The following is a 25,876-nucleotide window of genomic DNA, read 5'->3' as shown; positions in this document are numbered from 1 at the left end:
AGCGGCAGGTTCGAGCATGAGCGAGAGCAATCGGCAACGCGCCATCGGCCTGGTCCAGGCCTATTACGATGCCTTCAACCGCGGCGATTGGGATGCCATGCTGGCGTTCCTGGCCGACGATGTGGCGCACGATCTCAATCAAGGGGCACGCGAGATCGGCCGCGCGGACTTCGCGGCCTTTCTGCAACGCATGAACGACAGCTACCGCGAGCAGCTGCGCGACATCGTGATCACCGCCAACGACGACGGCACGCGCGTAGGTGCCGAGTACGTGGTGCACGGGGTCTACCACACCACCGACGAAGGGCTGCCGGAAGCCAACGGGCAGACCTATGTGCTGCCGGGCGGTGCGTTCTTCGATGTGCACGACGGCGCCATCACCCGCGTCACCAACTACTACAACCTGCAGGAATGGATCGCGCAGGTGTCGCGCTGAGTGCATCGACGGGCACGGGCCAGACCAGCGTAGGAGCGCGCTTGCGCGCGATGAGGCCTCACCGGCTGCCTGGTCGCGCCCGGGTGCGCTCCTACACGGAGGGGCCGGTGTTACCGCATACGGTGCATTGGCCTGCGCTGGTCAATCGCCGTGCACGGCCAGGCCTGCGTAGGAGCGCGCTTGCGCGCGATGAGGCCTCATCGGCATGCCTGGTCGCGCCCGGGTGCGCTCCTACACGGGTGGTCCGGTGTTACCGCATACGGTGCATTGGCCTGCGCTAGTCAATCGCCATGCACGGCCAGACGTGCGTAGGAGCGCGCTTGCGCGCGATGAGGCGTCACCGGCATGCCTGGTCGCGCCCGGGTGCGCTCCTACGCGCTTGGTCGGGCGTTACAGCAGCACGATGCCGACCACCACCAGCACGAAGATGCTCCACTTGAGCACCTGGTACAGCGGGTTGTTGCGCTCCTTCAGCGCCTTGGCCTTCAGGCGCGCCGCGTAGAAATACCGGAACACGCGGTTGATGCCACCGGTCTTGTCGCCCTCCTGATTGGGCGAGGCGCCGGCAGAAAGCAGGCTGCGGCCGACGAAGCGATTCAGCGCCGCCGCCCAGCGCCAGCGCATCGGGCGTTCGATATCGCAGAACAGGATGATGCGGTCCTGGTCGGTGTCGTTGCGCGCGTGGTGGATATAGGTCTCGTCGAACATGGTCCACTCGCCGTCGCGCCAGCTATGCCGCTGGCCGTCGACGTCGATGAAGCAGCGGTCGTCGTTCGGCGTGGCCAGGCCCAGGTGCAGGCGCATGGACCCGGCGAAGGGGTCGCGGTGTGGACGCAGTTCGCTACCCGGCGGCAGTTCGGCAAACATCGCCGCCTTCACCGTGGGGATGGACTTCAGCAACGCGGTGGTCTGCGGGCACAGCTCGGCCGCAGACGGGTGCGCGGTGCCGTACCACTTCAGATAGAAGCGCTTCCAGCCGCGGCGGAAAAACGAGTTGAAGCCGATATCGGTATAGCCGTCGGCGGCGCGGATCTTCTGCATCTGCTGCAGCGCCACCGCTTCATCGCGGATCACCGGCCAGTTGGCACGTAGCGGGGCCAGTTCGGGGAATTCCTTGCCCGGATCGATGAACGGTGTGGTCGGCACGCGCGAACACAGATACATCAGCGCGTTGATCGGCGCCATGAAGGTGGAATGGTCGAGCAACTGCCGGCTGAGCCGGTGGCGCACGCGACCGCGGTAATGGATGTACAGCGCCGATGCGATGAACAGCGCGATGATGAGCCACTTCAACATTGGGAAGGCCGATTGGGGGACGGGGGCCGCAAACCTAAGAGCGGCTATCAAAACGTCAGTGCAGCAGCCGGGCGGGGGCGCTGCCGGTACTCGGAACCGGCATGTACCACGCGTACATGCAGATTCCTGCGCGCCGTCTGCAGCCACCTGACGGCTGCGTGCTGCATTTTGCTAACCACGCCGGTTCAGGCGTCGAAAAGGCAAGCCGCAACAGGAACATGCGGCCATTGACTGCTGAATTCTACCGGGTGTCGCGACCGAGCCTGACAGGTCAGCATTGGTGTCGTCGCAAAACTGTGTGTCTCGCCGGCAACGGCTGCGTTGCTGCCGGCGATCTGCACCGCCGCTAGTCGATGCGGCGGCGGATCGGGATCGAGGCTACCGGGACGCTGGCGACATCGTGTCCCTGCTCGCGAATGGGCGCGCCGGGTGCCGGCGCCCAGGCGTGCGCGTAGATCACTTCCCAGGAGCTGGGCAGGCTGCCGTCAGGACGCCGCAGCGGTTCGTAGGCAGCGCTGGCAGCGGCAAAGCGGCCGCGTCCGGTCAGCGTGGCGCGGCGGTTGCTGAGCGCATTGGTGGCGCCCATCGCACGCAATTCGCGCATCAAGGCCGGCAGGTCGTTATAGGTGAGCGTGAACAGGTCGCGGTCCAGCACCGGGTCGCGGAAACCGGACATCAGCAGCGCATCGCCGAACTGCGCGATCGGCGGGAAGCGGCTGACGTGCGGTGCGGTATCGGCCTGGGCGAAGGCGTCGCGCAACTCGATCAGGGTTTCCGGGCCGAAGGTCGAGCACAGCAGCAGCCCGCCCGGCCGTAGCGCGCGCCGGAACCCGGCGAACACTGCCGGCAGGTCTTCCACCCACTGCAGGCACAGATTGCTGAAGATCACATCCACGCTGCCGTCAGCCACCGGCAGCGCGCGCGCATCGGCGCAGACCTGCGCGAACGGCTTCCACCAGCCTGCGGCCTTGCGCGCCTGACGCAGCATCGGCATGGCCTGGTCGAGGGCGATCACCTGGGCCTTGGGCCAGCGCTTCTTGATCGCACCGCTGGCATGACCGGGGCCGGCACCCACATCCAGTACCACCTTGGGTACCTGCTCGCCCAGGTAGTCGAGCGATTCGAGCAGGCGCGTTTCCACCTCGCGCTGCAACGCGGCGGCGGCGGCATAACTAGTGGCGGCCCGCGCGAAGGCGCGGCGGACGTGGCGGGGGTCGAAAGTGCTGTTCATTGCCAGGCTATTGTCGCCGGTGGGCGAGGCGGAGGGAATCGATGCGTGCGATCGGCAGGTGCGCTAGAACGTGCCCGGATAACTGCCGCCATCGATCAACAGGTTTTGCCCGGTGATATAGCCGGCCTGCGCGCTGCACAGGAACGCGCAGGCCGCGCCGAATTCGTCCGGCTCGCCGAAGCGTGCTGCCGGAATGGCTGCCTGCTTGCGCTCGGCGACCTCCGCGGCAGTGCTGCCTTGCTGTTGCGCGATGGCAGCGAAGTTGCCGCGCAGGCGGTCGGTGGCGAACTGGCCGGGCAGCAGGTTGTTGATGGTGACGTTGTCGGCCACCGTGCTGCGCGCCAGCCCGGCAACGAAACCGGTCAGGCCGGCGCGCGCGCCATTGGACAGGCCGAGGATGTCGATCGGCGCCTTTACCGCGCTGGAGGTGATATTGACGATGCGGCCGAAGCGGCGCACGCGCATGGCATCGACGGTGGCGCGGATCAGCTCGATCGGCGCCAGCATGTTGGCGTCCAGCGCGCGCAGCCAGTCCTCGCGCTCCCACTGCCGGAAATCGCCCGGCGGCGGGCCGCCTGCGTTATTGATCAGGATGTCGACCTGCGGGCAGGTCGCGAGCGCGGCGGCGCGTCCTTCCGGCGTGGCGATATCGGCCACGACACTGCGCACCTCTCCGGCGCCGCGCAGTGCGCGCAGGCTGTCGGCGGCCTGGTCCAGGGCGGCGCGACCACGCGCAGCGATCACTACGTTGACGCCTTCATGTGCCAGGGCGCGGGCGCAGCCCAGGCCCAAGCCCTTGCTGGCGGCGCAGACCAGTGCCCAGCGCCCGGCGATTCCAAGATCCATGCGATGCGTCCTCGATCAGCGAGGTCGCATGATCGGCGATCTGCTCACGGCACGGACGCAACGAAGCGTTGCAGCGCCTCGGCCACCTGATCGGCGTGGCCGAGAAACGGCGCGTGGCCGCCGCCGGCGATGGTGAGCGCCCGCGCATGTGGCGCGAGCGCGGCCGCAGCATGCATGGCGGCGGCAGGCACCAGCCGGTCGCGTTGCCCTCCAATCCATAGACTGGGACGCGCCAGCTGCGGCAACGCGCGGCGCAGGTCGGTGCGTTCGAGCAGGCCCAGGCCCTGTTGCAGGGCATCGGCCGCCGGCGCGCCGCGTGCGCTGAGCGTTTCGCGCAGGCTGCGCAGTTCGGCGCGCGCATGCGCCGAGCCCAGGGTATCCAAGGCCAGAAAACGCTCCAGGGTGCCGCGGTAATCGCGCGCCAGGTCTTGGCCGAACTGCACGAACACCTCGCGCTCGACCGCATCCGCCCAATCGGCGCCGCGCACGAAGCGCGGCGTTGCCGCGATCATCGCCAGCCCGCGCACCTGCGGCTGAGTGGCGGCGGCATGCAGCGCAAACAGCCCACCCAGCGACCAGCCGACCCACACCGCCGGCGGCGTGGCCGCGGCAATCGCGGCCACCACATACGGCAAGGCCAACGGCGTGGTGTCGTCGCGACTGAAGCCGTGCCCGGGCAAGTCGACCAGGTGCAATTGATAATGCGAGGACAGCCGCTCCACCAGCGGTGCGAACACGCCGCCGTGCAACGCCCAACCGTGCAGCAGAACCAGCGCGGGCCCATGGCCGATGACATCGATATGCATGCACGGATTGTCGCCGATTGGCGCGCGCTCAGCGTGCAGAACCTGCGCGCTCTGCAGCGATCGCAGGCGCCAGCACCGCCCATTGCTGTCGCGCATACCTGCGCCAGCACCAACGATCCGGCCAGCGCCAGCGCCGCGCGCGCTGCGTGGCGATCGTATCGGCCAGCCATCGGGGATCGAAGCCCTCCCACACACCGGCCACGCTGCGCAGGTTGCCGATCAGCGCCGGGTGCACCTCGTGCAGCAGCATCGTGCGCAGTTGCGGCAACGTAAACGGCGAGGCCGCCAGGATCCGGGCAATGCGCGCGTGTTCGCCATCGCACGCGCTGTCCAGATACAGCAGCGACAACGCCTCCCAGACGCGGCGTTGCGCCGGTGAGGCGATTGGCGTCTCGGGCGCGGTCATTGCCATGTCAGCGGGTGCGTGGGCAGTGTTTGCCGGTGTGGATGCTGCGGCATCGGTGCGGAGCTGCCGACATTCCGGTTGCTTGCACTCGGGTGGAAGCGAGGCCGCAGTGGCTTGATCGGCAGTGCAGGTGCCTGTGATTGTTCGCGCATGACGGGTGGTGCGGTGATGTGCCGTGCGATCAACGGCGGCAACGCACGTCTGCATGCAGTCGGCACACGTGCGTGCAAATGCGCGCGCATCGAACCGTCTGCGTGAGCCATCCAGTGTCTGGGCGCTGGCCGCGCCGGTCCGGCGTTGCGCACGAGCGCACTGCCCGGCTACGCGTCAAGCGGAAGCGCGCAGCGGTTGCCGGCTGACCACATCGCGCGCCTGCACGATTGCCTCGATCAAGGCCTGCACCTGCTGCGGTGTGTGCAGCGCCGACAAGGTCACCCGCAGGCGCGCCTTGCCTTCGGGCACGGTGGGTGGGCGGATCGCGCCGACCATGAAACCGGCCTGTTCGAGTGCGGCCGACATCGCCATCACCGTGGCTTCCTCGCCGCACAGCAGCGGCTGGATCGGCGTGTCGGAGGCCATCAATTCGAACCCATGCCGACGCGCGCCATCGCGGAAGGTGCCGATCAGTTCGACCAGGCGCGCACGCCGCCAATCGTCGCGACGCGCCAGCCGCACCGCGGCCAGGGTGGCGGCGACCTGCGCCGGTGGCAGGGCGGTGGTGTAGATGTACGGGCGCGCGGTTTCGGCCAGATGGCGGATCAGCGCCTCTTCGCCGACCACGACCGCGCCGTAGCCGCCGAGCGCCTTGCCCAGGGTCACCAATTGCAGCGGCACTTCGGCAACGCCCAGGCCGGCGTCGGCCACGCAGCCGCGCCCTTGCGGGCCCAGGACGCCCACGCCGTGCGCATCGTCGACATAGAACATCGCTTCCTGCATGCGTGCCACCAGGCTCAGCGCGCGCAGCGGCGCCACATCGCCATCCATGCTGAAAACGCCGTCGCTGGCCAGCATCGCCGCCCCCTCGGGGGCACCCTTGAGCTGGCGCATGGCACCTTCCACGTCCAGGTGCGGATACCGCCGCAGCCGACAGCCGGCCAGGCGCGTGGCGTCGAGCAGGCTGGCGTGATTGAGCCGGTCCTGCACGCAGACATCGTCCTCTTCGCTGAGCAAGGCCTGCTGCACGGCGAGATTGGCGATGAAGCCGCTCCCGAACAGCAGCGCCGCCGGGTAGCCCAGCCACTCGGCGATGTCGCGCTCGAGCGTTTCGTGTGCGGTGTGATGGCCGCAGATCAGATGCGAGGCGGTCGCGCCGGCGCCATCGCGCGCGGCGGCGTCCTGCAGGGCAGCGACCACTTCGAACTGTTGCGACAGGCCCAGGTAGTCGTTGGAGCAGAAACCGGTCAGCCAGCGGCCGTCGATCTCCAGCCGCACGCCATCGCGGCGGCCGACCTGGCGCCGCACCCGCACCCGTTCCTGAGCGACGCGCAACTTGCGCAGCGACGAAATCCGTTCGTGCAGATCGGGGCGAGCCATGAGGGAGTTCGACAACGAAAGAAGGGCCGCTAGCGTAGCGTGCCGCGGTCACATCGCCCAGCCGGCACCGACGGCCGGTGGGGCGGGTTGGCTTGCCGGTGAGCCTGCGCCGGTTTGGATCTGCGCCTGGCCCTTCTGCAGTGAGAACGGCCAGGCGCCGTGCAGGCTCATCCTGGATCGGGATGCGCTGTCGTCAGGCCGCGTGTTCGCACGCCGCGCCGCAGGTGATGTCCGCATGCACCGTGCCGGGGTGGTCGTGGTCGGCGGCGTCGACGGTGATCTGCATCGGGCTCAGGCCCAGGCGCTGGAACAGGGCCTGGTCGCGCTCGGTGTCCGGGTTGCCGGTGGTGAGCAGTTTTTCGCCGTAGAAGATCGAATTGGCGCCAGCCAGGAAGCACAGCGCCTGCAGCTCGTCGCTCATCGCTTCGCGGCCGGCAGACAGGCGCACCATCGACTTGGGCATGGTGATGCGGGCCACGGCGATCATGCGCACGAACTCGAACGGGTCCAGTTGCTGGGTGCCGTGCAGCGGGGTGCCGGCAACCTGCACCAGCTGGTTGATCGGCACCGAGTCCGGATGCGCAGGCAAGGTGGCCAGCGCCAGCAGCAGGCCGATGCGGTGCTCGCGGGTCTCGCCCATGCCCACGATGCCGCCGCAGCAGGTCTTCAGGCCCACATCGCGCACGTGCTCCAGGGTGTTCAGCCGATCCTGGTACTGGCGGGTATGGATGATGGAATCGTAGTAATCCGGCGCGGTGTCCAGATTGTGGTTGTAGTAGTCCAGCCCGGCGTCCTTGAGCGCGCGTGCCTGGCCGGCGTCGAGCATGCCGAGCGTGGCGCAGGTCTCCAGGCCCATGGCTTTGACCTCGCGGATCATCGCAGCCACCTTGGGGATGTCGCGTTCCTTGGGCGAGCGCCAGGCCGCGCCCATGCAGAAGCGCGAGGCGCCGGCGGCCTTGGCCTGTCGCGCCTTGGCGACGACCTCTTCGGTCTCCATCAGCTTCTGCGCGGTCACGCCGGTGTCGTAGCGCTGCGCCTGCGGGCAGTAAGCGCAGTCCTCCGGGCAACCACCGGTCTTGACCGACAGCAGCGTGGAGACCTGCACTTCGGCCGGATCGAAGTGCGCGCGGTGCACGCTGGCCGCGTGATGCAGCAACTCGGGGAACGGCAGATCGAACAACGCCTGCAGCTCTTTGCGATCCCAGTCATGGCGTACGACAACAGACATCGGAGTTTCCTGACAGTCAGCGGCTTGGAAGCCAGGCAGTCTGGTGAGCATGGAAGAGGCTGTCAACTTTGAAGAAGTAGGCTCGGTTTACAGGTGGCCGCAACGGGTGTTGCGGCTGCTGTTGCCAAGCCTGTGCCTGGTCTGCGCGGAAGCGGGCATGTCCGATTGCGACCTGTGCCCCTCGTGCCGGGCCGCACTGCCGGAGCACGGCCACGCCTGTCTGTGCTGTGCCACCCAGCTGTTCGCCTCCGATGGGGTGGCGCTGTGCGGGCAATGCCTGCAGCAGCCCCCGCCATTGCAGCGCGTGCATGCGTGCTTTACGTATCGCTGGCCGGTGGACGGGCTGCTGCGCCGCTTCAAGTTCCATCAGGACCTGGCAGCAGGACGCCTGCTCAGCGAACTGATGGCCAGGCGCTGCGCACACCTGCCGCGGCCGCAGGCCCTGGTGCCGGTGAGCCTGCACCGGCAGCGGCTGCGCCAGCGCGGTTACGACCAGGCGCTTGAGCTGGCCAAACCGCTGGGCCGCGCGCTGCGGCTGCCGTGCCTGCCGTTGCTGCGCCGCGTGCGTGCGACGGCGCCGCAATCGGAGCTGGATGCCGTCGAGCGTCAACGCAATCTGCGCGACGCCTTCATCGCACGCGGCGCCCTGCCCGCACATGTGGCGCTGGTGGACGACGTGATGACCACCGGCGCCACGCTGCACGCGGCAGCGCAGGCCTTGCGGCGCGCGGGGGTGCAGCGGGTCGATGCCTGGGTGTGCGCGCGGGTGCCGTGATGGTGCGGCTGGGAGCGGTGCGCGTTCGATAGGGCGGGTGCGGTCTTGTTGCATCGGTCCGTACCTTCACCCCAACCCTTCTCCTGCAGGAGAGGGGCTTGTCGCCTGCGGAGGGGGCCTCAGCGCTCCGGGCCCTATCTGGACAGGTCGGTGCGTGGTCCATCAGCGCGATTCTGCAAAGAAATCGCCTGCCCGGAAAGCCTGCCGCACAGCCTTTGCGAATCCCGAATCCCGAATCCCGCTTTCTAACGCACCGCCACCGCGATACCGACAAAGATCGCCAGACCCACCCAATTGTTATGCAGGAAGGCGCGGAAGCAGGGGCCGCGTTCGCGGTGGCGGGCGATGCGGAATTCGTAGGCCACCAGCAGCGCTGCGATGCCCAGCCCGGCCCAGTAAGCGACAGTGAGACCGGCGCGCAAGCCAACCAGCACCAAGGCCGCGAACATCGATGCATACAGCACGCCTTGTGCGATCAGATCGAACCTGCCGAACAGGATGGCGGTGGACTTGCTGCCCATGCGGAGGTCGTCGTCGCGGTCGACCATGGCGTACCAGGTGTCGTACGCGGTCGCCCAGAGGATATTGGCCGCGTACAACAGCCAGCCCAGCAACGGCACGCTGCCTTGTATGGCGGCAAAACCCATCGGGATGCCCCAGCCGAACGCCATGCCCAGATAGACCTGCGGCAGATGGGTGTGGCGCTTCAAATAGGGGTAGCTCGCGGCCAGGAAGACGCCGGGCACGCTCAGCGCCACGGTCAGCCAGTTGAGGCTGAGCACCAACCCGAACGCCACCAGCATCAGCACCACGAACACCCACAGCGCTTCGCGCCCGGACACCGCGCCGGTGGCGAGCGGGCGCGACTTGGTGCGCTCCACGTGCGGGTCCAGCCAGCGGTCGGCGTAGTCGTTGATCACGCAGCCGGCCGAGCGGGTCAGCCAGACCCCGGCGGTGAATACGAACAACGTCCATACCGGCGGCATGCCGCCCGCAGCCAGCCACAGCGCCCACCAGGTGGGCCAGAGCAGCAGCAGGCTGCCGATCGGACGATCGCCGCGGACCAGCTTCCAGTATTGCCCCAGCCGCTCGGACCATGTCAGCGCGGGCGCTGCCGGTGCCTGTTCGAAACCATGCTTGCTCATGCTGCAAAGGGTAGCAGCGCGCCCTGGATGCGGCCATCTGGGTGCGGCCAGCAAGTGCCGGCTGCAAGAACGTCGGTCCATAGGCGCGGACAGGCGTCCGTGCTCGGGACTGCGGCGAAGCCGTTCGTGTGGGGGTTGGTGGCTGCGTCGGTGTCGGCTGCTCCGGTTAGCGCGGGCTGCGCATGGGGGAGTCTGCGGGGCAGGTTGGGCACCGCCCGCCAGCGGGTCTGCGGATGCCAGCGGCCGAAGGCATCACGCGGGTGGCGCGGGTTCTGGCATAATGCGCGGCCAGGCGCTCGTAGCTCAGCCGGATAGAGTAGTGGCTTCCGAAGCCATTGGTCGGGGGTTCGAATCCCTCCGGGCGCACCAGATCGCATCGTTCGGCCCGCTGCAGTGGCATTCCGCTGCAGCGGGCCGAAGTCGTTTCTGGGCCAGGGCTGCAGGTGTTTGAGCGGCTCTGTCCAGCCGCTGGGGTTGCATGTCGCCCGCGTTGGTGTCGAAGGCTGCGATGTCCTGCGCTGGCAGCGCTGCTGCACTGCTTTGGAACCGAACGTTGACGTCGCAGAGCCAGGGTGGCCGGATGTCCTCGTGTATGAGCGCTGTGGCTTGCACCTGGTGCGCCAGTGACCCTGCGACGCGTCCCTTGCGGACTGCTCTCCAGCCTGTGGTCAATTGCTCCCACGGCATGCGTTTCAGAATATGGTGCGCCTAACTCGCTCCGGCGATGGACTCGCTCAAGGGCAGGGCGCGCACGCCCTGCCCTTGAGCGATCAGATGCCGTCCGGTGCCGGCGCGGTCGCTCTCGCGTGCTGCTTGCCACGTGCGTGCTCGATGGCGGTGCGCAGCTTGCGGGCGGCGCCGGTGACGGCGGAGGCGGTGGTTTCGGCGCTGTTGGTGGCGGCGATCGGCGGCAGGCCGGCGACATGCGCTTCGATACTGCAGGTTCGATCCGCTGCGCCGCCGCGTTGGCCGTTCTCGTCGCGCAAATGCACTTCGACGCGGGTGATGTCGTTGGCGAAATGCGCCAGCTGGGCGGTGCAGGTCTTCTCGACATGCTGCACGACGGACGGGTCATGCGGCACGTGCTTGTCGGTCTGGATCTGAATCTGCATGGAGTTCTCCTTCGCGGTCATCCGCTGCGTCTGCCGTAGCGGTGACTCGATTCTGCGTCAGCCCGGTGTTGCCGCAAGGTGACAAGGCGTCGCATGTTCATGCACTGGTTGGCTGGTGGCCGCACTCGCGGATGCTGCGCTTGCGTTCGCATGAATCGCCGTCATAGCAGCGGGCAGCAGGGCGGGGGCGGTGGCTTAAGATGCCGACACCGCGCGGTCCTGCGCCTGTCCGATGCCTGCCTGTGTCCCGATTTCGTTCTGTGCCGTCCGCCCGTTCGAGCGTGTTATTGCAGGTGCTGCTGTGCAGCGTCCTGTGGCTGGCCTGTGCAGGCACGCTGCTCGCCCAGGACGATGACTCCCTGCTGGAGACCGCGCAGAGACAGCTGGACGACGCGCAGAAGGTGCTGGATCAGGGCGAGGCCGGGCTGGAAAAGGCCGATACCGACCTGCTGCGTGCGTTGACCGACCAGGTGACGGTGGCGCAGCGGCAGGCACAGGACCTGGCGCGTCAGCTGGATCCGCAGCTCAAACAACTCAGCGTTCGGCTTGACGGGTTGGGCGTGGAGCAAAAGACAGATCCGCCGGATCTGAAAAATCAGCGAAAGGCGCTGACCAGCGAAAAGAACAAGCTGGATGCGGAACTCAAGCGCGCCAACCTGCTGGCATCCGAAGCAGGCGAACTTGCAGATCGCCTGGAACAAAAACGCGCGCAGCTGTTCAGTGTGCAGCTGTCCACGCGCGTTGCCTCACCGCTGTCGCCGGCACTGTGGTCGCAGATCGCGCAGCAATGGCCGGACGATCGTACCCGTCTGCGCGGCTTGTACGACGATGCGGTCCAGGCGGTGCGTGCCGGCACCGCTGCCAATGGCGTTGGCGGCCTGGTGACTGGCGTGGCGATCGCGCTGCTGCTGGCCTTCCCGTTACGCATGTTTCTGCGTCATCTGGGGCGGCGTTATGCCGCGTCGCGTGCGCCGGGCGGGCGGTTGCGACGTTCCGGCCTGGCGCTGTGGTTCCTGCTGGTCGGCACGCTCAGTCTGGGCATGGCGGCCTGGGTGCTGGCCGAAAGCCTGCGTGCCATAGCTCAGGTGCCGGCCGATCTGGACGAGTTGCTGGATACGCTCGTCTTCATCAGCTTCATCGCGGCCTTCGTCGGCTCGCTCAGTGCCAGTCTGTTGATGAAGCACCAACCCACCTGGCGGTTGTTCCCGCTGGACGACGCCACCGTCGACCGGCTGCGCGTGCATTGCCTGGCCACCGCCGCGGTGAGCTGGTTCAGCGGCATGGCGATGAAGCTCAACGAGGTGGCGCGTACCAGTGCCGCCGCAGCCACCGCGACCGACGCAGTGGCCGCGCTGTTGTACGCCGGCCTGATCCTGTCGGCACTGGCCGGACTGAGCCTGTCGTTGCGCGCGCGCGCGGCCAGCGCCGGGGCCGCCAGCGACGATAGCAGCGAGCCGCCACCGGTGGTCTCGCGTGGCGGCGGGGTCATCGTGCTGATCCGCCTGCTGGGGCATGTGGCGGTGATCGTGTCGCTGCTGGCGGCGTTGTTCGGCTATCTCAATCTATCGCTGTTCATCGCGCGCCAGATCATCTGGATCACGCTGATCTGCAGCCTGCTCGGTTTGCTGGTTGTGTTTGCCGACGACCTGCTGACCTGGGTGTTCAATCCGGAAGGGCGCTTCAATCGTGCGTTGGCGCATGCCTCGGGCATGGGCAGCGGACGTCTGGTACAGCTGGGTCTGCTGCTGTCTGCCGTCCTCCGTGTCGTGTTGATCCTGCTGGGAATCGCGGCGCTGATCACGCCGTATGGCGCCAATCTCTCGGCGGTCACCGGCTGGGCCGAGAACGTCTCGCACGGCATCGAAATCGGCAAGGAGCTCACCATCACACCGGCCGCGGTCGTGCGCGCGTTGCTGGTATTCGTCGTGGGCCTGGGAGTGGTGCACGTGGTGCAGCAGTGGCTGCTCAACACCTATCTGCCCAGGACCGAGCTCGATGCCGGCGCGCGCAACTCGATCAGCACGGTGGCGCGCTATCTGGGCTGGTTGGTGGTGGTGGTGTGGGGGCTGACCGCGCTGGGTCTGGACTTGAAGCGGCTTGCGCTGGTGTTGAGTGCGTTGTCGGTGGGTATCGGTTTCGGTCTGCAGGCGATCACGCAAAACTTCGTGTCGGGGTTGATCCTGCTGGCCGAGCGGCCGGTGAAGATCGGCGACTGGGTGCGGATTGGCGACCAGGAAGGCGATGTGCGCAAGATCAGCGTGCGTGCCACCGAGATCCAGGTAGGCGATCGCTCCACCTTGATCGTGCCCAATTCGGAACTGATCACCAAGAGCGTGCGCAACATGACGCTGTCCAACCCGATGGGGCGGGTGCAGCTGCAGTTCTCGGTGCCGCTGGAAACCGACGTGGCGAAGGTGCGCGACATGCTGCTGGAACTGTTTGCCGAGCACACCAAGGTGCTGGCCGAGCCGGCGCCCGCGGTGTTCATCGATTCGCTGGCCGGCGGGCACGTCAACTTCAATTCGTTCGCCTATGTGCGCAGCCCGCGCGATTCGTACGGGGTGCGTAGCGAGCTGTTCTTCGCGTTGTTGCAGCGGATGGAAACGGTGGGAATTGCGCTGCAATCGCCGCAGGAAATCCGCTTCAGCCGTGCAGGTGCAGCGGTGGCGCGTGACCAGGGCGATGGAACGCCTGCATCGGAAGATTGAGCCGGTGCGTGCATGCACCGTGCGGGCAGGCGCTGCAGTGGGCATCGTCCAACTGGTGCAGACAACCGAGATTCCGAATCGCAGCGGTGTTCCCGGATAGTCAAACAGCCTGGTTGGTCGAGGCGCGGTGCCCTCACCGCTTGCGGGACACGCCGTGAACCCATCCCTGGGGGCTAGGTGGCGACATCCATGCCACACGGTCCCGCAATCGGTGAGGACCCTGTGCTGGCTGCTGTATAAAAAATGCATACAGACCATCTCGACAGGTCCTTGCCCGCTCACCGTCGCGGGACCTTACGCGGCATGGATGCCGCGTAAGAGCCTACAGGGACGTACTTGCGGCGTGTCCCGCGATGGTGAGCGGGCAAGGGCCCTGCAGCCAGGCCGCAGATCCCATGCTTTGGCTTCCAGCTCCAGCCTCGCTCTTGCCTTCCCTTGCTTCTGCTTCTACTTCTGCCTCTTCCACATCCACATCCACATCCACATCGCCTGGCCTCGGACCAGGGCGACGGCCCGACTCAGGAGCGATCCGCGACCTGGGTCTGTTTCACCAGGGCCAGATCGTCCACGCTGACGTCTTCGGTGTAGTCCAGCCAGGCGCGGATCTCCAGATCTTCCACCGCATGCTCCAGACCCACCGGCATGCGGATACGTCCGGCGGCATCTGGCACCACCCATTGCTGGGCCAGCACCACCTTGCGCTCGGATGACACCGCTTCCACCCAGAACGCGCGGGTGGGGCGACGCTTTGCGTAGAGCTCGAGCATGTAGCGGCCGGCAGCGGTCTTGCGCGATGCCTGGGTGAGCATGATCGGCTGGCGCACGCGCGGGCGCGGGCCCTGCGGTGTGGCATCCAGGGGCGCATCGACGGCAATGCCGCGGGTCAGGTCCTGGTCGCGGTAGAGCTTCATGCTTTGCTGGCGATCGACCACCAGCGCGCACCAGTCGCCATCGGCCGAGCCGTCTTCGAACGCCGTGCAGCGGTCGACGTAGGCGAGCGTGCCTTCGGTATGGGTGCGGTCGAACTGACGCGAAGTGTTTTCCAGATACACCGTCTTCAGGTTGGTGTCTTCGTCGTATTCGAGCAGTACCGGCGGACGCACCTGCTGCACGCCCAGCACCACATCGCCATTGCCGTTGACGCGCAGCAGGCGCGTGCCTTGCCCGGTCCATAGCGTGCGCGCGAAAGCGAGGTAGCGCGGATAGTCCTTGCCGCTGTCGCGACTGGCCGCCACGCTGGCGCTGGGAGGCGCATCGCTGGCCAGCAGCGAGCGGCCGAAGCCCAGCGTGCGCATGCCCGGCTCAAGCAGTTGCAGAAGTGTTGCACCCGAATCCAGCGTGCTGCCGGCGCGTGTGACCAGCTGTTGCGGAGCGATGTCCTTGCCGAGGAACAGCAGCAGGTTTTCGCGCTTCTGCTTGGCCAGCACGTCGCTGAGATCGTTGGGCATGGCCAGGTGATCGGAGGCGATCACGATGATGGTGTTCTTGCCGTAGCGGCTGTTGCGAATGCGGGTGACCAGCTCGCCGATCAGCCGGTCGCTGCACTTGATCGCATGCAGCAGCCCGATGTCGCCCAGCGCGCTGTCGTAGTGCTGGCCCTTGCACGCCAGCGGCAGATGGCCGGCCGGGTGGTGGGTGTCCATGGTCAGCGTCGTGAGCATGAACGGCTGGCCGGCGCGCGACAGCGTCTGGAAGCTGTCCCAGGCATCGTCCAGCAGTACATCGTCGTGCACGCCCCAGGCGGAAAAGTGTTTCGGCGCCACGCCCTTGTCGCGGAAGTAGCTGACGTCGTGCACCACATCGAAGCCATGGCTGGACAGGAAGCGGCCCTTGCCGGCAAAGCTGGCATCGGCACCGCCCACGTAGTGGTTGCGGTAGCCCTGGTCCTTGAGGTAGTCGCCCAGGCAGCGCGCTTCGGGCAGGAACATGCCCATGCGATCCATGCTGTTTTCATCGCCGGGCGCGGTGGTCAGCGGTACGCCGCACATCGAGGCGACCATGCCGGCAATGGTCCATCCGCTGCCTTCGGTGGAGGTGAGGTTGCGTACGTCCACCGCCTCGGTGGCCAGCGCGCGCAGGTTGGGCATCAGGCCCGGAAAGACCGACTCGTCGAAGTAAGTGCGTTCCAGGCTTTCGCCGTAGATCCAGACGATGTTCTTGCGCTTTTGCAGCGGTTGCTGCGGTACCTGGTATTCCGGCACGACGGTGGCGTAATCGACCGGACGCAGCTGGTAGTACAGCCGCTTGCCGTCGCGATACAGCGGGCTCACCGCAATGCTGACCAACAGCATCGCCAAAAACGATCCGAACACCACACCGCCGCCGCGTGGGCGCCGGAAACGGCGCACCCTGACCAGGATGAGCGGGCTTAACGAGAGCAGCAGCATGCCGATGAACACGGCGATATAGCCGGAAAAATCGCTGACGCCGGCACCGTCCATGTCTGCGCGCAGGTGGTACAACGTGGCCGCATTGATGCCGTCGCCGCTGAGCCGGTCGATCAAGCCCCAGGCGCTGAGCAGCAGCAAAAACAGCGAGAGCAGGCCGGCCTTGAGCCATGCCAGTCGCGGCGAGGCGACCAACAGCCACAGCAAGAGCAACAACGAAAACAACAACATCCAATGCATGCGCAGCGTCCGTGGGGGAATGATGCGAGCGCGTACCGGACGCCTTGCTCGCCATGTCCTGTGCGCCACACCCAATGTGACACCCGGATGACGGACTATGCCGCGCTGAAGCTGACTGAAATGTTTGTTCGCGTTAAGCCGTCGTCGCAGCGTGGCGGATTGGACGCGCTGTCGAACATCTGGTCGCTGTGGCGCTCGCTACAGAGTTGCGGTGTCTGCATTTCGGACTTGGCGCGCTTCTCGCATAAAGGCGACATCGCGATAACCCCTTACCGCCCGATTCGCTTTGGCAGCTTGACGGGGCTGCCTTGGCAAGCCATGTCGCGCCCGGGTGCGCTCCTACGCGGGGGTGAGGGCTGTGTGTGGCGCTATCGATGCCCGCGTTCTTCGCGTGCACGCACGCGGCGGTCGAACAGCAATGCACTGAGCACGATGCCCAGGCCGAGGAAGACGCCGAGCAGGAAAAGCACCATCGCAATGGCCGGATAGCCCCATAGTTTCAGGCCGGTTTCGATGCGCATCATCTGTGCCGAGGCCATGATCAGTGCCGCAGTCACGATGCCGGCCGCCACGCGGTTGGCGATCTTCTGCAGGCTTTCCATCAGATGCGATTCTTCCAGCCCGGTGACGCGCATCTGCAGGCGGTTTTCCGCCGCCAGCGACAGGATCTCCGACATCCGGCGCGGCCCTTCCCGCACCAGATGCTGCAGTTCCATCGCTTCGCTGGCCAGGTTGGCGGCCGACAGTGACTTCTTCAGTCGCGCCCGCATCACATGCTGCAGGTGGCGCTCAACGATGCGACGTGTGTCCAGATGGGGCGACAGTGCGCGGCACACGCCTTCCAGGTTCAACAAGGTCTTGCCGAGCAGGCTCAGCTCCGGCGGCGTGCGCAGGCCATTGGCCGTGGCGATACGTACAAGATCCAGCACCACGCGGCCTTCGGAGGTGGTGTCGTGCGCCGCGTAGCGGGCGATCATCTGCCCGGTTTCGCGCTGGTAACGGTCTTCGTCGTAATCCTCCAGCCGCGTACTGAGCGCGATGGTCTCTTCGGCGACTTCTTCGCCACGTCCGTCGACGGCGGCAAACAACAGCTTGAGCAGGCGTTCGCGCAGGCGCGGTGGCACATGGGCGACCATGCCCAGGTCGAAGATGGCCAGCCGTCCGTCCTGCAATACGCGCAGATTGCCCGGATGCGGGTCGGCATGGATTTCGCCATGCACGAACATCTGATCCAGATAGCCCTTGACCAGCTCCGCCGCCAGGTTGTCCATCGGCTGCTCGGTGCGGCGCAGGCCGGAGATCTTGTCCACGCGCACGCCTTCGGCCAGCTGCATGGTCAGCACCTTGCGGCTGCTCAGGTCCCAGATCGGTTGCGGCACCCATAACAACGGAAACGGTTTGAGATGCTTGCCGAAGCGCACCAGCGTTTCGGCCTCGTCTTCGTAATTGAGTTCGGCGCGCAAGGTCTTGCCGAATTCGCCCAGCCAGTCGGCAAAGCGCACGCGGCGGCCGATGCCGGTGAGGCGGTCGGCGGCGGTGGCAAAACTCTTGAGCACGTCCAGATCCGAGCGCACTTGCGCGGCGACCTCGGGCTTTTGCACCTTGATCGCCACTGGCGTGCCGTCGCGCAATGCGGCGCGGTGCACCTGCGCCAGCGAGGCGCAGCCCAGCGGCACCGGGTCGAAGTGCGAGAAGGCCTTGTTGACCGACACGCCGAGTTCTTCCTCGATGATCTGGCGGATGCGCTCCACCGGGACCGAGCTGGTGTTTTCCTGCATGCGCTCCAGCGAGGTGGCGAACTCCGGCGGCACGATGTCCGGGCGCGTGGACAGCATCTGGCCGAGTTTGACGAAGGTGGGGCCAAGCGATTCCAGGTCGGAGACGAACTGGTCCGGCGTGCCTTCGGCAGGCACCTCGTACTCGTTGATGGCGGCCGGATCCAGGTTCATGCCGGCAAACACACCCGACCCGCGGTACCGCAGCAACAGGCGCAGGATCTGCGTCCGCCGGCTCATGCCGCCCACCACGGCATGGTCGGCCACGTGCGTCGCCGGGGCCGGTGTGCGGTGCGGGTCATTCGGACTCAAGGCCATCTCCGGTGCGTCATGCGAGCAGCGAGTGTGGCCAGCGCCGGGTCGTCAGCCGGTGAACCCAGGTCCCGCCGCCGCAGTTGCGGACGCTGCCGGTGCTGCGTTGGCGCGTGTCTGTCCAGGGGAAGGCAACACCGGCAATCGCCCGGCAACGGCATGCAACGACCGCGCAATGGCGCGCCATCACCCCATCCGGGCGCGGGATCGGCGAGAATTCACATTCACCCACGCACGACCACCACGAAGGACCTCCGCATGGCCGGCGCCAGCCTGTTCACCCTGCTCGACGACATCGCCACCTTGCTGGACGACGTTTCCATCCTGACCAAGGTCGCGGCCAAGAAGACCGCAGGCGTCCTGGGCGACGATCTGGCGCTCAACGCGCAGCAGGTGACCGGCGTGACCGCCGACCGCGAGCTGCCTGTGGTCTGGGCGGTGGCCAAGGGCTCGTTGGTCAACAAGGTGATCCTGGTGCCGGCAGCCCTGGCGATCAGCGCGCTGGAGGCCTGGCTGCACGGGCGCGGCTACAACATTCCGCTGGTGATGCCGTTGATGATGATCGGCGGCGCCTACCTGTGTTTCGAAGGCGTGGAGAAGCTGGCGCACAAATTCCTGCACAGCGAAGACGAAGACGCGCAGCGGCATGCCGAACGCACCCGCGCGCTGGCCGACGAGAGCGTGGACGTGGTGGCGCTGGAGAAGGACAAGGTCAAGGGCGCGATCCGCACCGACTTCATCCTGTCGGCCGAGATCATCGTGCTGTCGCTGGGCGTGGTGGCGGGCGTGTCGTTCGGGCAGCAGGTGGCGGTGCTGGTGGCGATCGCCCTGGCGATGACCATCGGCGTGTACGGCCTGGTGGCGGCCATCGTGAAGCTGGACGACCTGGGCCTGTACCTGACCAAGAAAGGCGCCTCGCTGGCCGCGCTGGGCCGCGGCATCCTGGTGGCGGCGCCGTGGTTGATGAAGTTCCTGTCGGTGGCCGGCACGCTGGCGATGTTCCTGGTCGGCGGCGGCATCCTGGTGCACAACATCCCCATGCTGCATCACGTGGTGGTGGACCTGGCCAAGTCCGCTGGCGGCATGGGCTGGCTGGTCGAAGCGCTGGGCAACATGGTGGTCGGCGTGGTTGCCGGTGCGGTCGTGCTGGGCGCGGTGATGCTGTTCCAGAAGCTGCGCGGGAACAAGGCCGCGCACTGACGGCTCGCTGCAGTGCTGGCAGGCGATAGCGCCAGCGGTGCGTGTGTTGGCCCTACGGTGATGATGGGCGTAAGACCGGGTTGGCGCAGTCGGCTTTGAGGTGCGGCGATCGCGATCCCCCGATTCCGTTCCGGCCACGCCAGTTTGGCTTCGACGGTGGCGTGCGCAAAGCCTGAAACAGTGAGCCACCCATTCGCCCAGTGGAGCAAGACGTGCCATTGGCTGGCATGTGCAGCCGGCAGCGATTGAAGGGAGGGCTGCATCAAGCGATCCGATCGCGCGCGGTCTATCGCCTGCGATCAAGGCTGATCTTTAGCGGCGAACCATGGCACTGCATGGCCTGGCTTGGCGGCGGCTTGCGGTGAACCGATCGCGGCGGTGGCTCACATCGGCAGGGTTTTGTCCGATTGCGGCGACGCGTGGCACTGCAGGGCCGAAGACCCGAATGCTCTCAACCCATCCGCGCGCTGCCACGCAAGACAATCGCCCGCGGTCTGCGGCTACTCGGCGCTGATCACCCGATTCTTCCCCGCAGCCTTGGCGTCGTACATGGCGCGATCGGCGCGGCGGACCAGCTCGTCCTGGGTTTCGTCGGGGCGTCGCAGCGCGACGCCGGCACTGAAACTGATGAAGATCCGCACGTCCTCGTGCAGCAGGGAGCGCTGCGCCAGGGCGCGCTGCAAGCGGATGACCGCCGCGCTGGCCTCGAAAATGGTCGAGTCCGGTAGCAGCAACACGAATTCCTCGCCGCCGAAACGGGCGATGGCATCGGTCGTGCGCAGCACTGCCTTGGCGACGTCGACGGTATGGCGCAGCGCGGCGTCGCCGCCGGCATGGCCGTGGGCTTCGTTGAGGCGGCGGAAATCGTCCAGGTCCAGCATCGCCACGCACAACGGCTGGCCGCTGCGTTGGGTGCGGACCGCTTCGCGCTGGAACAGTTCTTCGAAGCCGCGCCGGTTGAGCGCGCCGGTCAGCTGGTCTTCGCGCACCAGTCCGGCCACTGCGTTGAGTTCCTGTTCGAGCGAGGCGATGCGTTGTTCGGCGTCCTCGACCTGACGGCGTGCTGCAAGCAACTCGTCGCGCGCAGCCAGCGCCTGCGCCTGCACCCCGGCGGTGTCCTGCAGCACGTCCTGCAGCAGGCGATTGAGATCGGGAATGCTGCGAGCGTCGCCGATCGCCTGCGAATAGCCGGCAACGCGGTCGTGGTACTCGCCAGTGCTGGTGGCCATGCCGTCGAGCCGGTCGACGAAGGACACCATCATCTCGCGCATGGCGGTCTTGGAATCGGCGATGCCCTGCTTGAGCAGGCCCTGCTTGTAGATCACCTCGCGCAGGGTACCGCGCGCCTGCTCGATCGATTCCACGTCCAGCGGCCCGGCCAACAATTGCCGCACGACCGAGATCTGGCCCTGCAGCCAGCTGCGATCGTCGAGGAGTTCGCCGACGTTCTCCAGTAATAGGTCGAACAAGCCGAGCAACAGGTTCTGTTGTTCGCTGGCATCGTCGGCACGCAGGCCGATCTGATGGCTCAGCTCGCGCAGTCGCTGCTCCAGCGTGATCAGCTCATGGCCGGGGCGCCAATGGCGCAGGGCCGAGGCCAGGGTCTGGGCTTCTTCGGCCAGCTCGGGGCTGCGTTGCAACAGAGTGGCCAGGGCATTGCCCAGCGCATGCCGCAGCAGGTCGCGCAGCTGTTCGGCTTCGGTGCGGCCTTCGGCCAGCGAGTCGCCGATATCGATGGTGCGGATGTATTTGTCGATCAACTGGCGCAGCGTACGGCCGTAGCCATGCCAGTCGCCGGCCGCATAGGCCGCGCCCAGGCGCACGCCCATGTCGCCGAGCTCGCCGTGCAGGCTGGCGATGCCTTCGGCGAACGCCAGCAGCAGCGCTTCTGGATGCGCAGCATGCGAAAACAGGCGGATGAGCAGCGCGGTGGCGGCCGCCGGGTCGTGCGCGCCCGATTTGGTCTTGGCGGGAACCAACTGATGTGCCGCCAGCCCCGGCGCGGCCTGGGCGCTGCCGCGCACGCTGGGCAGCGCAGCGACCGGGCGCGCGGTGTCCGCGCCGCCCCAGGGCAACAGACGGCGCAGCCCGCCACGCGGGCGGCTTGGAAGTTCAGGCTGGTCAGCCATGCCAGGTCTCGAAAGGTCGACGCTATCGCTGGTTATCGGCGCGCATGCGGGTCGCTTGAGCGTGCCGCACCGTATGGCGCAACGCACAGCATGCATCCGTTGGCGCCATCACGCTGCGTGGCATCCACCGAACGCTCGGATGAACAAGTTACGCAGATGACGACGAACGCTGCCGCGCTCTCCCGCATTCGGTGCATCAAGGCATCCATGCACCGATGCGGGGATGTCATCGCACTGCAATGCATCGCTTATGCCGGCGGACCTGCGCAACTGTGCGTAAAGGAATGTGGCTGTCGCAGAAAAGTCAGCACATGTTCACGCATATTTTATTTGTACGGGGTGTAGATTCATCTCCAAGGACGACGTGGAGTACGCGCGTCGCCCCCGCTCCTCATTCGTAGCAGGTCGTCTGGCCACATCGGCAGACGATGGTTTTCGCTTCGCCGTTTTCCGTCTCCACCCACTTTACGACGGACGTTTAGATGGTTGCCACGATGCCGCTTCACGCCAGCACTGCACGCCTAGATCGCAGCGCATTGATCCCCACGCTGAAGAAGAGCGGGCGGCCGCGCGACGCGCGCGGGCGGTTCATTCCCCATCATGAGCGTCTGCCAGTATCGCTGGCCGATACGCGCGGCGCCTTGTTCGTGGTCTCAGAGATGGCCGACTTCATCAAGGCGGGCGGTCTGGGCGATGTCGCGGCAGCCCTGCCGCGCGCGCTGCGCCATCGCTACGACGTGCGTGTATTGATCCCCGGCTACCGTGCCGTGCTCGAGCGCGCCGGCAAGGTGGAGATCGTGGGCCGTGTGCTGGCGCATGCCGCGCTGCCGGCCTGCGACATCGGCCGCATCGTGCAGTCGGATGGGCTGCCGATCTACATCCTGCTGTCCAAAGAACTGTTCGAACGCGATGGCTCGCCGTATGTGAGCACCAGCGGTTCGGAGTTCGAAGACAATGCGATCCGCTTCGCCACCCTGTCGCATGCCGCCGCGCAGATCGCCGCCGGCCATGCCGGCCTGGGCTGGAAGCCGCGCCTGCTGCATCTCAACGACTGGCCGTGCGCGCTGGCGGCGGCGTATGTGCGCTGGTCCGGCGGCACCACGCCGTGCCTGCTCACCATCCATAACCTGGCCTACCAGGGCCTGGTGCCGTATTCGATGGCGTCCGCGCTGGGCATCCCGGCCGAGCGCGTGGCCGAACTGGAGTTCTACGGGCAGATGTCGTTCCTGCGCGGTGGCATCGTCAATGCCGACCACGTCAACACGGTCAGCGTCAGCTATGCCAAGCAGATCACCGGCCCGGCGCAGGGCTGCGGGCTGGACCGGCTGCTGGCCGGCCGCGCTGCCAAGGGCGCGCTGACCGGCATCGTCAACGGCATCGACGCCAGCTGGGACCCACGTACCGACGAATATCTGGATACGCACTTCAGCGTGAATCAGTGGCAGGGCCGTCAGGCCAACGCCGCGCAGGTGCGCAAGGCCTTCGGGCTGCGCGAGAGCACCGGCCCGCTGTTTGCGGTGGTATCGCGGCTGGTGCATCAGAAGGGCCTGGACCTGATCTGCGAGGTTGCCCCGCAGATCGTGGCGGCCGGTGGCCAGATCGCGGTGATTGGCGGCGGCGAGCCGGAGATCGAACAACAGGTGGCCGAGCTGACCCGTCGGTACCCCGGCCAGGTCGGTGCCTTCATCGGTTTTGAGGAAGGCCTGGCGCGGCGCATGTTCGCCGGTGCCGACTTCCTGCTGATGCCCTCGCGCTTCGAGCCATGCGGCCTGAGCCAGATGTATGCACAGCGCTTTGGCTGCCTGCCGATCGCGCATGCCACCGGCGGGCTGATCGACACCGTGGACGACGGCGTCACCGGCTTCCTGTTCCAGCATGCCAGTGTGGAGGCCTTGCGCCGCTGCCTGGAACGCGCGTTCCGTACCTTCCGCCTGCCCAGCCTGCTGTCTGCCATGCGCCGCGCGGCCATGCTGCGCCCCAGCGGCTGGGATGTGGCCGGCAAGAAATATCTGTCCCTTTATGAGCACACCGCCGCAACCGCACCTGCGCTTGCGGCGGTGTCATGAGCGAACGGTTGGGCGTGCAAGGGCAGGGAACGGAAGGCGAAGGTGTGATCACGGAAGAAGTCTCTGACAGCGCGCCTGCCTTGCAGGCGCTGGCCGATGCAGCGCCTACCGACGCATTCGCGGTGCTGGGCCCGCACCTGCAGGCCGATGGCCGCCGCCGCGTTCGGGTCCTGGCGCCCGGTGCCGAGGCGATGGGCCTGATCGACCCGCGCGGCAAGTTGCTGGCGCGCATGCAGGTCGGCGCGGTCGATGGCGTGTTCGAAGGCGTGTTCGAAGGCGAGCTGGCAGTCGATGGGCCGTACCGGCTGCGCATCGTCTGGCCGGACCTGGTGCAGGAGATCGAAGACCCGTACGCGTTTACCCCGACGCTGGACGAATCGTTGCTGCTGCAGATCGCCGCTGGCGACGGACAGGCATTGCGCAGCGCATTGGGCGCGCAGCATCTGCGCTGCGCCGATGTGCCGGGCGTGCGCTTTGCGGTCTGGGCGCCGCATGCGCAGCGCGTTGCGGTGGTCGGTGATTTCAATGGCTGGGACGTGCGGCGGCATCCGATGCGGCAACGCATCGGCGGCACCTGGGAATTGTTCCTGCCGCGTGTGGAAGCCGGCGCCCGCTACAAGTACGCCATCACTGCCGCCGACGGCCGTGTGCTGCTCAAGGCCGACCCGGTTGCGCGGCAGAGCGAGCTGCCGCCGGCCACCGCCTCGGTGGTGCCCGGTGGCGCCGCGTTTGCGTGGACCGATGCCGAATGGATGGCCAGGCGGCGTTCGGTGCAGGCGCCGTCGGCGCCGCTGTCCATCTACGAAGTTCATGCCGCCTCGTGGCGTCGCGACGGGAACGACCAGCCGCTGGACTGGGCCGGCCTGGCCCGTGAGCTGATCCCGTACGTCCAGCGGCTGGGCTTCACCCATATCGAGTTGCTGCCGATCACCGAACATCCGTTCGGCGGGTCGTGGGGCTACCAGCCGCTGGGCCTGTACGCGCCCACCGCGCGCCATGGCAGCCCGGATGGCTTTGCGCAATTCGTCGATGCCTGCCACCGCGCCGGCATCGGCGTGATCCTGGACTGGGTCAGCGCGCACTTCCCAAGCGACGCACATGGCCTGGCGCAGTTCGACGGTGCCGCGCTGTACGAGCATGCCGACCCCCGCGAAGGCATGCACCGAGACTGGAATACGCTGATCTACAACTACGGCCGGCCCGAAGTGACGGCGTTCCTGCAGGGCAGCGCGCTGGAGTGGATCGACCATTACCACCTCGACGGCCTGCGCGTGGATGCGGTGGCCTCGATGCTGTATCGCGACTACGGCCGCGCCGAAGGCGAGTGGGTCCCCAACGCGCACGGCGGCCGCGAGAACCTGGAGGCCGTCGCCTTCCTGCGCCAGCTCAATAGCGAGATCGCCACGCGCTTTCCCGGTGTGCTGACCATCGCCGAAGAGTCCACCGCCTGGCCGGGCGTGACCGCGCCGATCAGCGAGGGCGGCCTGGGCTTCACCCATAAATGGAACATGGGCTGGATGCACGACACGCTGAGCTACATGCAGCGCGATCCGGCCGAGCGTGCGCAGCACCACAGCCAGCTCACCTTCGGCCTGGTGTATGCGTTCTCCGAGCGTTTTGTGTTGCCGCTCTCGCACGACGAGGTGGTGCATGGCACCGGCGGCCTGCTTGGGCAGATGCCCGGCGACGACTGGCGGCGCTTTGCCAACCTGCGCGCGTACCTGGCGCTGATGTGGGCGCATCCGGGAGACAAGCTGGTGTTCATGGGGGCCGAGTTCGGCCAGTGGGCCGACTGGAATCACGATCAGTCGCTGGACTGGCATCTGCTCGACGGCGCACCCCATCGCGGCGTGCAGCAATTGGTTGGCGATCTCAATGCCACCTTGCGCCGCGTGCCGGCGCTCTACCGCGGCACGCATCGCGCCGAGGGCTTCGACTGGAGCGTGGCCGATGATGCGCGCAACAGCGTACTGGCGTTCATCCGCCACGACCCCGAGGGCGGCGCACCCTTGCTGGCGGTGAGCAACCTCACCCCGCAACCGCACCACGACTACCGCGTTGGCGTGCCGCGTGCCGGCAGCTGGCGCGAAATCCTCAACACCGACAGTGCCCACTACGGCGGCAGCAACCTCGGCAACAGCGGTCGCCTTGCGACCGAGCCGACGGGCATGCATGGGCATGCGCAGCGTCTGCGCCTGACCCTGCCGCCGCTGGCCACGATCTACCTGCAAGCGGAGAAATAACA

At 66.9% G+C, this 25,876-nt stretch carries 18 protein-coding genes, 1 tRNA gene and 1 other RNA gene; 8 read left to right on the top strand and 12 right to left on the bottom strand.

Going from position 1 to position 25,876, the window contains the following annotated elements; genetic code table 11:
- Nucleotides 1-16: 16 nt before the first annotated feature.
- Nucleotides 17-436 carry a nuclear transport factor 2 family protein gene (locus FHY18_RS13330; RefSeq protein ID WP_259155900.1) on the top strand — a complete coding sequence of 140 codons (420 nt, stop codon included), beginning with the start codon at nt 17-19 and terminating at the stop codon, nt 434-436.
- 390 nt (nt 437-826) lie between these two features.
- Here FHY18_RS13330 and lpxO read toward each other — a convergent pair whose 3' ends face one another.
- On the bottom strand, nt 827-1,732 hold the full coding sequence (gene lpxO / locus FHY18_RS13325; RefSeq protein ID WP_259155899.1) for a lipid A hydroxylase LpxO: 906 nt from the start codon (nt 1,730-1,732) through the stop codon (nt 827-829).
- Between the two features lie 101 nt (nt 1,733-1,833).
- Between lpxO and FHY18_RS13320 the strand changes: the two genes are divergently transcribed.
- Nucleotides 1,834-1,909, top strand: a non-coding RNA gene (locus FHY18_RS13320) — sX9 sRNA.
- A gap of 169 nt (nt 1,910-2,078) precedes the next feature.
- On the opposite strand, the gene bioC is transcribed toward FHY18_RS13320, so the two are convergent.
- From bioC to bioB, 6 genes are all read right to left on the bottom strand, one after another.
- The gene (bioC, locus tag FHY18_RS13315) at nt 2,079-2,963 is read right to left on the bottom strand and encodes a malonyl-ACP O-methyltransferase BioC (protein WP_259155898.1); all 885 of its coding nucleotides are present in this window, start codon (nt 2,961-2,963) and stop codon (nt 2,079-2,081) included.
- Between the two features lie 63 nt (nt 2,964-3,026).
- Nucleotides 3,027-3,809 (bottom strand): SDR family oxidoreductase, encoded by a 783-nt coding sequence (locus tag FHY18_RS13310; RefSeq protein ID WP_259155897.1) that lies wholly within the window; start codon nt 3,807-3,809, stop codon nt 3,027-3,029.
- Nucleotides 3,810-3,853: 44 nt separating this feature from the next.
- Nucleotides 3,854-4,615: a pimeloyl-ACP methyl ester esterase BioH gene (gene bioH, locus FHY18_RS13305; protein ID WP_259155895.1), complete on the bottom strand. Its 762-nt coding sequence runs from the start codon at nt 4,613-4,615 to the stop codon at nt 3,854-3,856.
- A gap of 28 nt (nt 4,616-4,643) precedes the next feature.
- On the bottom strand, nt 4,644-5,027 hold the full coding sequence (locus FHY18_RS13300; RefSeq protein WP_259155893.1) for a hypothetical protein: 384 nt from the start codon (nt 5,025-5,027) through the stop codon (nt 4,644-4,646).
- Nucleotides 5,028-5,348: 321 nt separating this feature from the next.
- Complete coding sequence (bioF, locus tag FHY18_RS13295; protein ID WP_259155892.1) at nt 5,349-6,554, bottom strand: 8-amino-7-oxononanoate synthase; 1,206 nt, start codon at nt 6,552-6,554, stop codon at nt 5,349-5,351.
- A gap of 193 nt (nt 6,555-6,747) precedes the next feature.
- A complete protein-coding gene (gene bioB, locus FHY18_RS13290) occupies nt 6,748-7,782 on the bottom strand; it encodes a biotin synthase BioB (RefSeq protein ID WP_259155891.1) in 1,035 nt (344 codons plus the stop codon).
- Between the two features lie 49 nt (nt 7,783-7,831).
- On the opposite strand from bioB, the gene FHY18_RS13285 reads away from it, so the two are divergent.
- Nucleotides 7,832-8,557, top strand: a complete 726-nt coding sequence (locus FHY18_RS13285; RefSeq protein ID WP_259155889.1) for a ComF family protein — start codon at nt 7,832-7,834, stop codon at nt 8,555-8,557.
- Nucleotides 8,558-8,802: 245 nt separating this feature from the next.
- On the opposite strand, the gene ubiA is transcribed toward FHY18_RS13285, so the two are convergent.
- Nucleotides 8,803-9,702 (bottom strand): 4-hydroxybenzoate octaprenyltransferase, encoded by a 900-nt coding sequence (gene ubiA, locus FHY18_RS13280; protein ID WP_259155888.1) that lies wholly within the window; start codon nt 9,700-9,702, stop codon nt 8,803-8,805.
- Nucleotides 9,703-9,994: 292 nt separating this feature from the next.
- On the opposite strand from ubiA, the gene FHY18_RS13275 reads away from it, so the two are divergent.
- Nucleotides 9,995-10,071: transfer RNA gene (locus FHY18_RS13275), tRNA-Arg, on the top strand.
- A 401-nt stretch (nt 10,072-10,472) separates the two neighbouring features.
- Here FHY18_RS13275 and FHY18_RS13270 read toward each other — a convergent pair.
- Complete coding sequence (locus FHY18_RS13270; RefSeq protein WP_259155887.1) at nt 10,473-10,814, bottom strand: HPF/RaiA family ribosome-associated protein; 342 nt, start codon at nt 10,812-10,814, stop codon at nt 10,473-10,475.
- A gap of 200 nt (nt 10,815-11,014) precedes the next feature.
- Here FHY18_RS13270 and FHY18_RS13265 point away from each other — a divergent pair, with 200 nt between their 5' ends.
- Nucleotides 11,015-13,522, top strand: a complete 2,508-nt coding sequence (locus tag FHY18_RS13265) for a DUF3772 domain-containing protein (protein WP_259155883.1) — start codon at nt 11,015-11,017, stop codon at nt 13,520-13,522.
- A gap of 518 nt (nt 13,523-14,040) precedes the next feature.
- Here FHY18_RS13265 and FHY18_RS13260 read toward each other — a convergent pair.
- Nucleotides 14,041-16,149: a phosphoglycerol transferase I gene (locus FHY18_RS13260; protein ID WP_259155882.1), complete on the bottom strand. Its 2,109-nt coding sequence runs from the start codon at nt 16,147-16,149 to the stop codon at nt 14,041-14,043.
- Between the two features lie 368 nt (nt 16,150-16,517).
- Nucleotides 16,518-18,242 carry an AarF/UbiB family protein gene (locus tag FHY18_RS13255; RefSeq protein ID WP_259155881.1) on the bottom strand — a complete coding sequence of 575 codons (1,725 nt, stop codon included), beginning with the start codon at nt 18,240-18,242 and terminating at the stop codon, nt 16,518-16,520.
- Nucleotides 18,243-18,494: 252 nt separating this feature from the next.
- Here FHY18_RS13255 and FHY18_RS13250 point away from each other — a divergent pair, with 252 nt between their 5' ends.
- On the top strand, nt 18,495-19,436 hold the full coding sequence (locus FHY18_RS13250) for a DUF808 domain-containing protein (protein ID WP_259155880.1): 942 nt from the start codon (nt 18,495-18,497) through the stop codon (nt 19,434-19,436).
- A gap of 500 nt (nt 19,437-19,936) precedes the next feature.
- Here FHY18_RS13250 and FHY18_RS13245 read toward each other — a convergent pair whose 3' ends face one another.
- Entirely contained in the window at nt 19,937-21,565 is a 1,629-nt protein-coding gene (locus FHY18_RS13245) for a GGDEF domain-containing protein (RefSeq protein WP_259155878.1), read from the bottom strand.
- A 482-nt stretch (nt 21,566-22,047) separates the two neighbouring features.
- On the opposite strand from FHY18_RS13245, the gene glgA reads away from it, so the two are divergent.
- Nucleotides 22,048-23,631: a glycogen synthase GlgA gene (gene glgA, locus FHY18_RS13240; RefSeq protein ID WP_259155877.1), complete on the top strand. Its 1,584-nt coding sequence runs from the start codon at nt 22,048-22,050 to the stop codon at nt 23,629-23,631.
- Entirely contained in the window at nt 23,628-25,874 is a 2,247-nt protein-coding gene (locus tag FHY18_RS13235) for a 1,4-alpha-glucan branching enzyme (protein WP_259155876.1), read from the top strand. Before glgA ends, FHY18_RS13235 begins: the two co-directional genes overlap by 4 nt.
- The last annotated feature ends 2 nt before the right edge of the window (nt 25,875-25,876 follow it).

Source organism: Xanthomonas sp. 3793 (genome assembly GCF_024806835.1).
Classification (GTDB): domain Bacteria; phylum Pseudomonadota; class Gammaproteobacteria; order Xanthomonadales; family Xanthomonadaceae; genus Xanthomonas; species Xanthomonas arboricola_F.
Note: the sequence above shows the minus strand (reverse complement) of the source record. Positions and strands in the feature narration are given on the sequence as shown.

Coding starts and splice junctions, on each gene's coding strand:
- FHY18_RS13260 (WP_259155882.1), bottom strand. CDS start 16,149: ATGCATTGGATGTTGTTGTTTTCGTTGTTGCTCTTGCTGTGGCTGTTG.
- FHY18_RS13265 (WP_259155883.1), top strand. CDS start 11,015: ATGCCGACACCGCGCGGTCCTGCGCCTGTCCGATGCCTGCCTGTGTCC.
- FHY18_RS13285 (WP_259155889.1), top strand. CDS start 7,832: ATGGAAGAGGCTGTCAACTTTGAAGAAGTAGGCTCGGTTTACAGGTGG.
- FHY18_RS13330 (WP_259155900.1), top strand. CDS start 17: ATGAGCGAGAGCAATCGGCAACGCGCCATCGGCCTGGTCCAGGCCTAT.
- FHY18_RS13255 (WP_259155881.1), bottom strand. CDS start 18,242: ATGGCCTTGAGTCCGAATGACCCGCACCGCACACCGGCCCCGGCGACG.
- bioB (WP_259155891.1), bottom strand. CDS start 7,782: ATGTCTGTTGTCGTACGCCATGACTGGGATCGCAAAGAGCTGCAGGCG.
- glgA (WP_259155877.1), top strand. CDS start 22,048: ATGGTTGCCACGATGCCGCTTCACGCCAGCACTGCACGCCTAGATCGC.
- ubiA (WP_259155888.1), bottom strand. CDS start 9,702: ATGAGCAAGCATGGTTTCGAACAGGCACCGGCAGCGCCCGCGCTGACA.
- FHY18_RS13310 (WP_259155897.1), bottom strand. CDS start 3,809: ATGGATCTTGGAATCGCCGGGCGCTGGGCACTGGTCTGCGCCGCCAGC.
- bioH (WP_259155895.1), bottom strand. CDS start 4,615: ATGCATATCGATGTCATCGGCCATGGGCCCGCGCTGGTTCTGCTGCAC.
- FHY18_RS13235 (WP_259155876.1), top strand. CDS start 23,628: ATGAGCGAACGGTTGGGCGTGCAAGGGCAGGGAACGGAAGGCGAAGGT.
- FHY18_RS13245 (WP_259155878.1), bottom strand. CDS start 21,565: ATGGCTGACCAGCCTGAACTTCCAAGCCGCCCGCGTGGCGGGCTGCGC.
- FHY18_RS13250 (WP_259155880.1), top strand. CDS start 18,495: ATGGCCGGCGCCAGCCTGTTCACCCTGCTCGACGACATCGCCACCTTG.
- FHY18_RS13270 (WP_259155887.1), bottom strand. CDS start 10,814: ATGCAGATTCAGATCCAGACCGACAAGCACGTGCCGCATGACCCGTCC.
- FHY18_RS13300 (WP_259155893.1), bottom strand. CDS start 5,027: ATGGCAATGACCGCGCCCGAGACGCCAATCGCCTCACCGGCGCAACGC.
- bioF (WP_259155892.1), bottom strand. CDS start 6,554: ATGGCTCGCCCCGATCTGCACGAACGGATTTCGTCGCTGCGCAAGTTG.
- lpxO (WP_259155899.1), bottom strand. CDS start 1,732: ATGTTGAAGTGGCTCATCATCGCGCTGTTCATCGCATCGGCGCTGTAC.
- bioC (WP_259155898.1), bottom strand. CDS start 2,963: ATGAACAGCACTTTCGACCCCCGCCACGTCCGCCGCGCCTTCGCGCGG.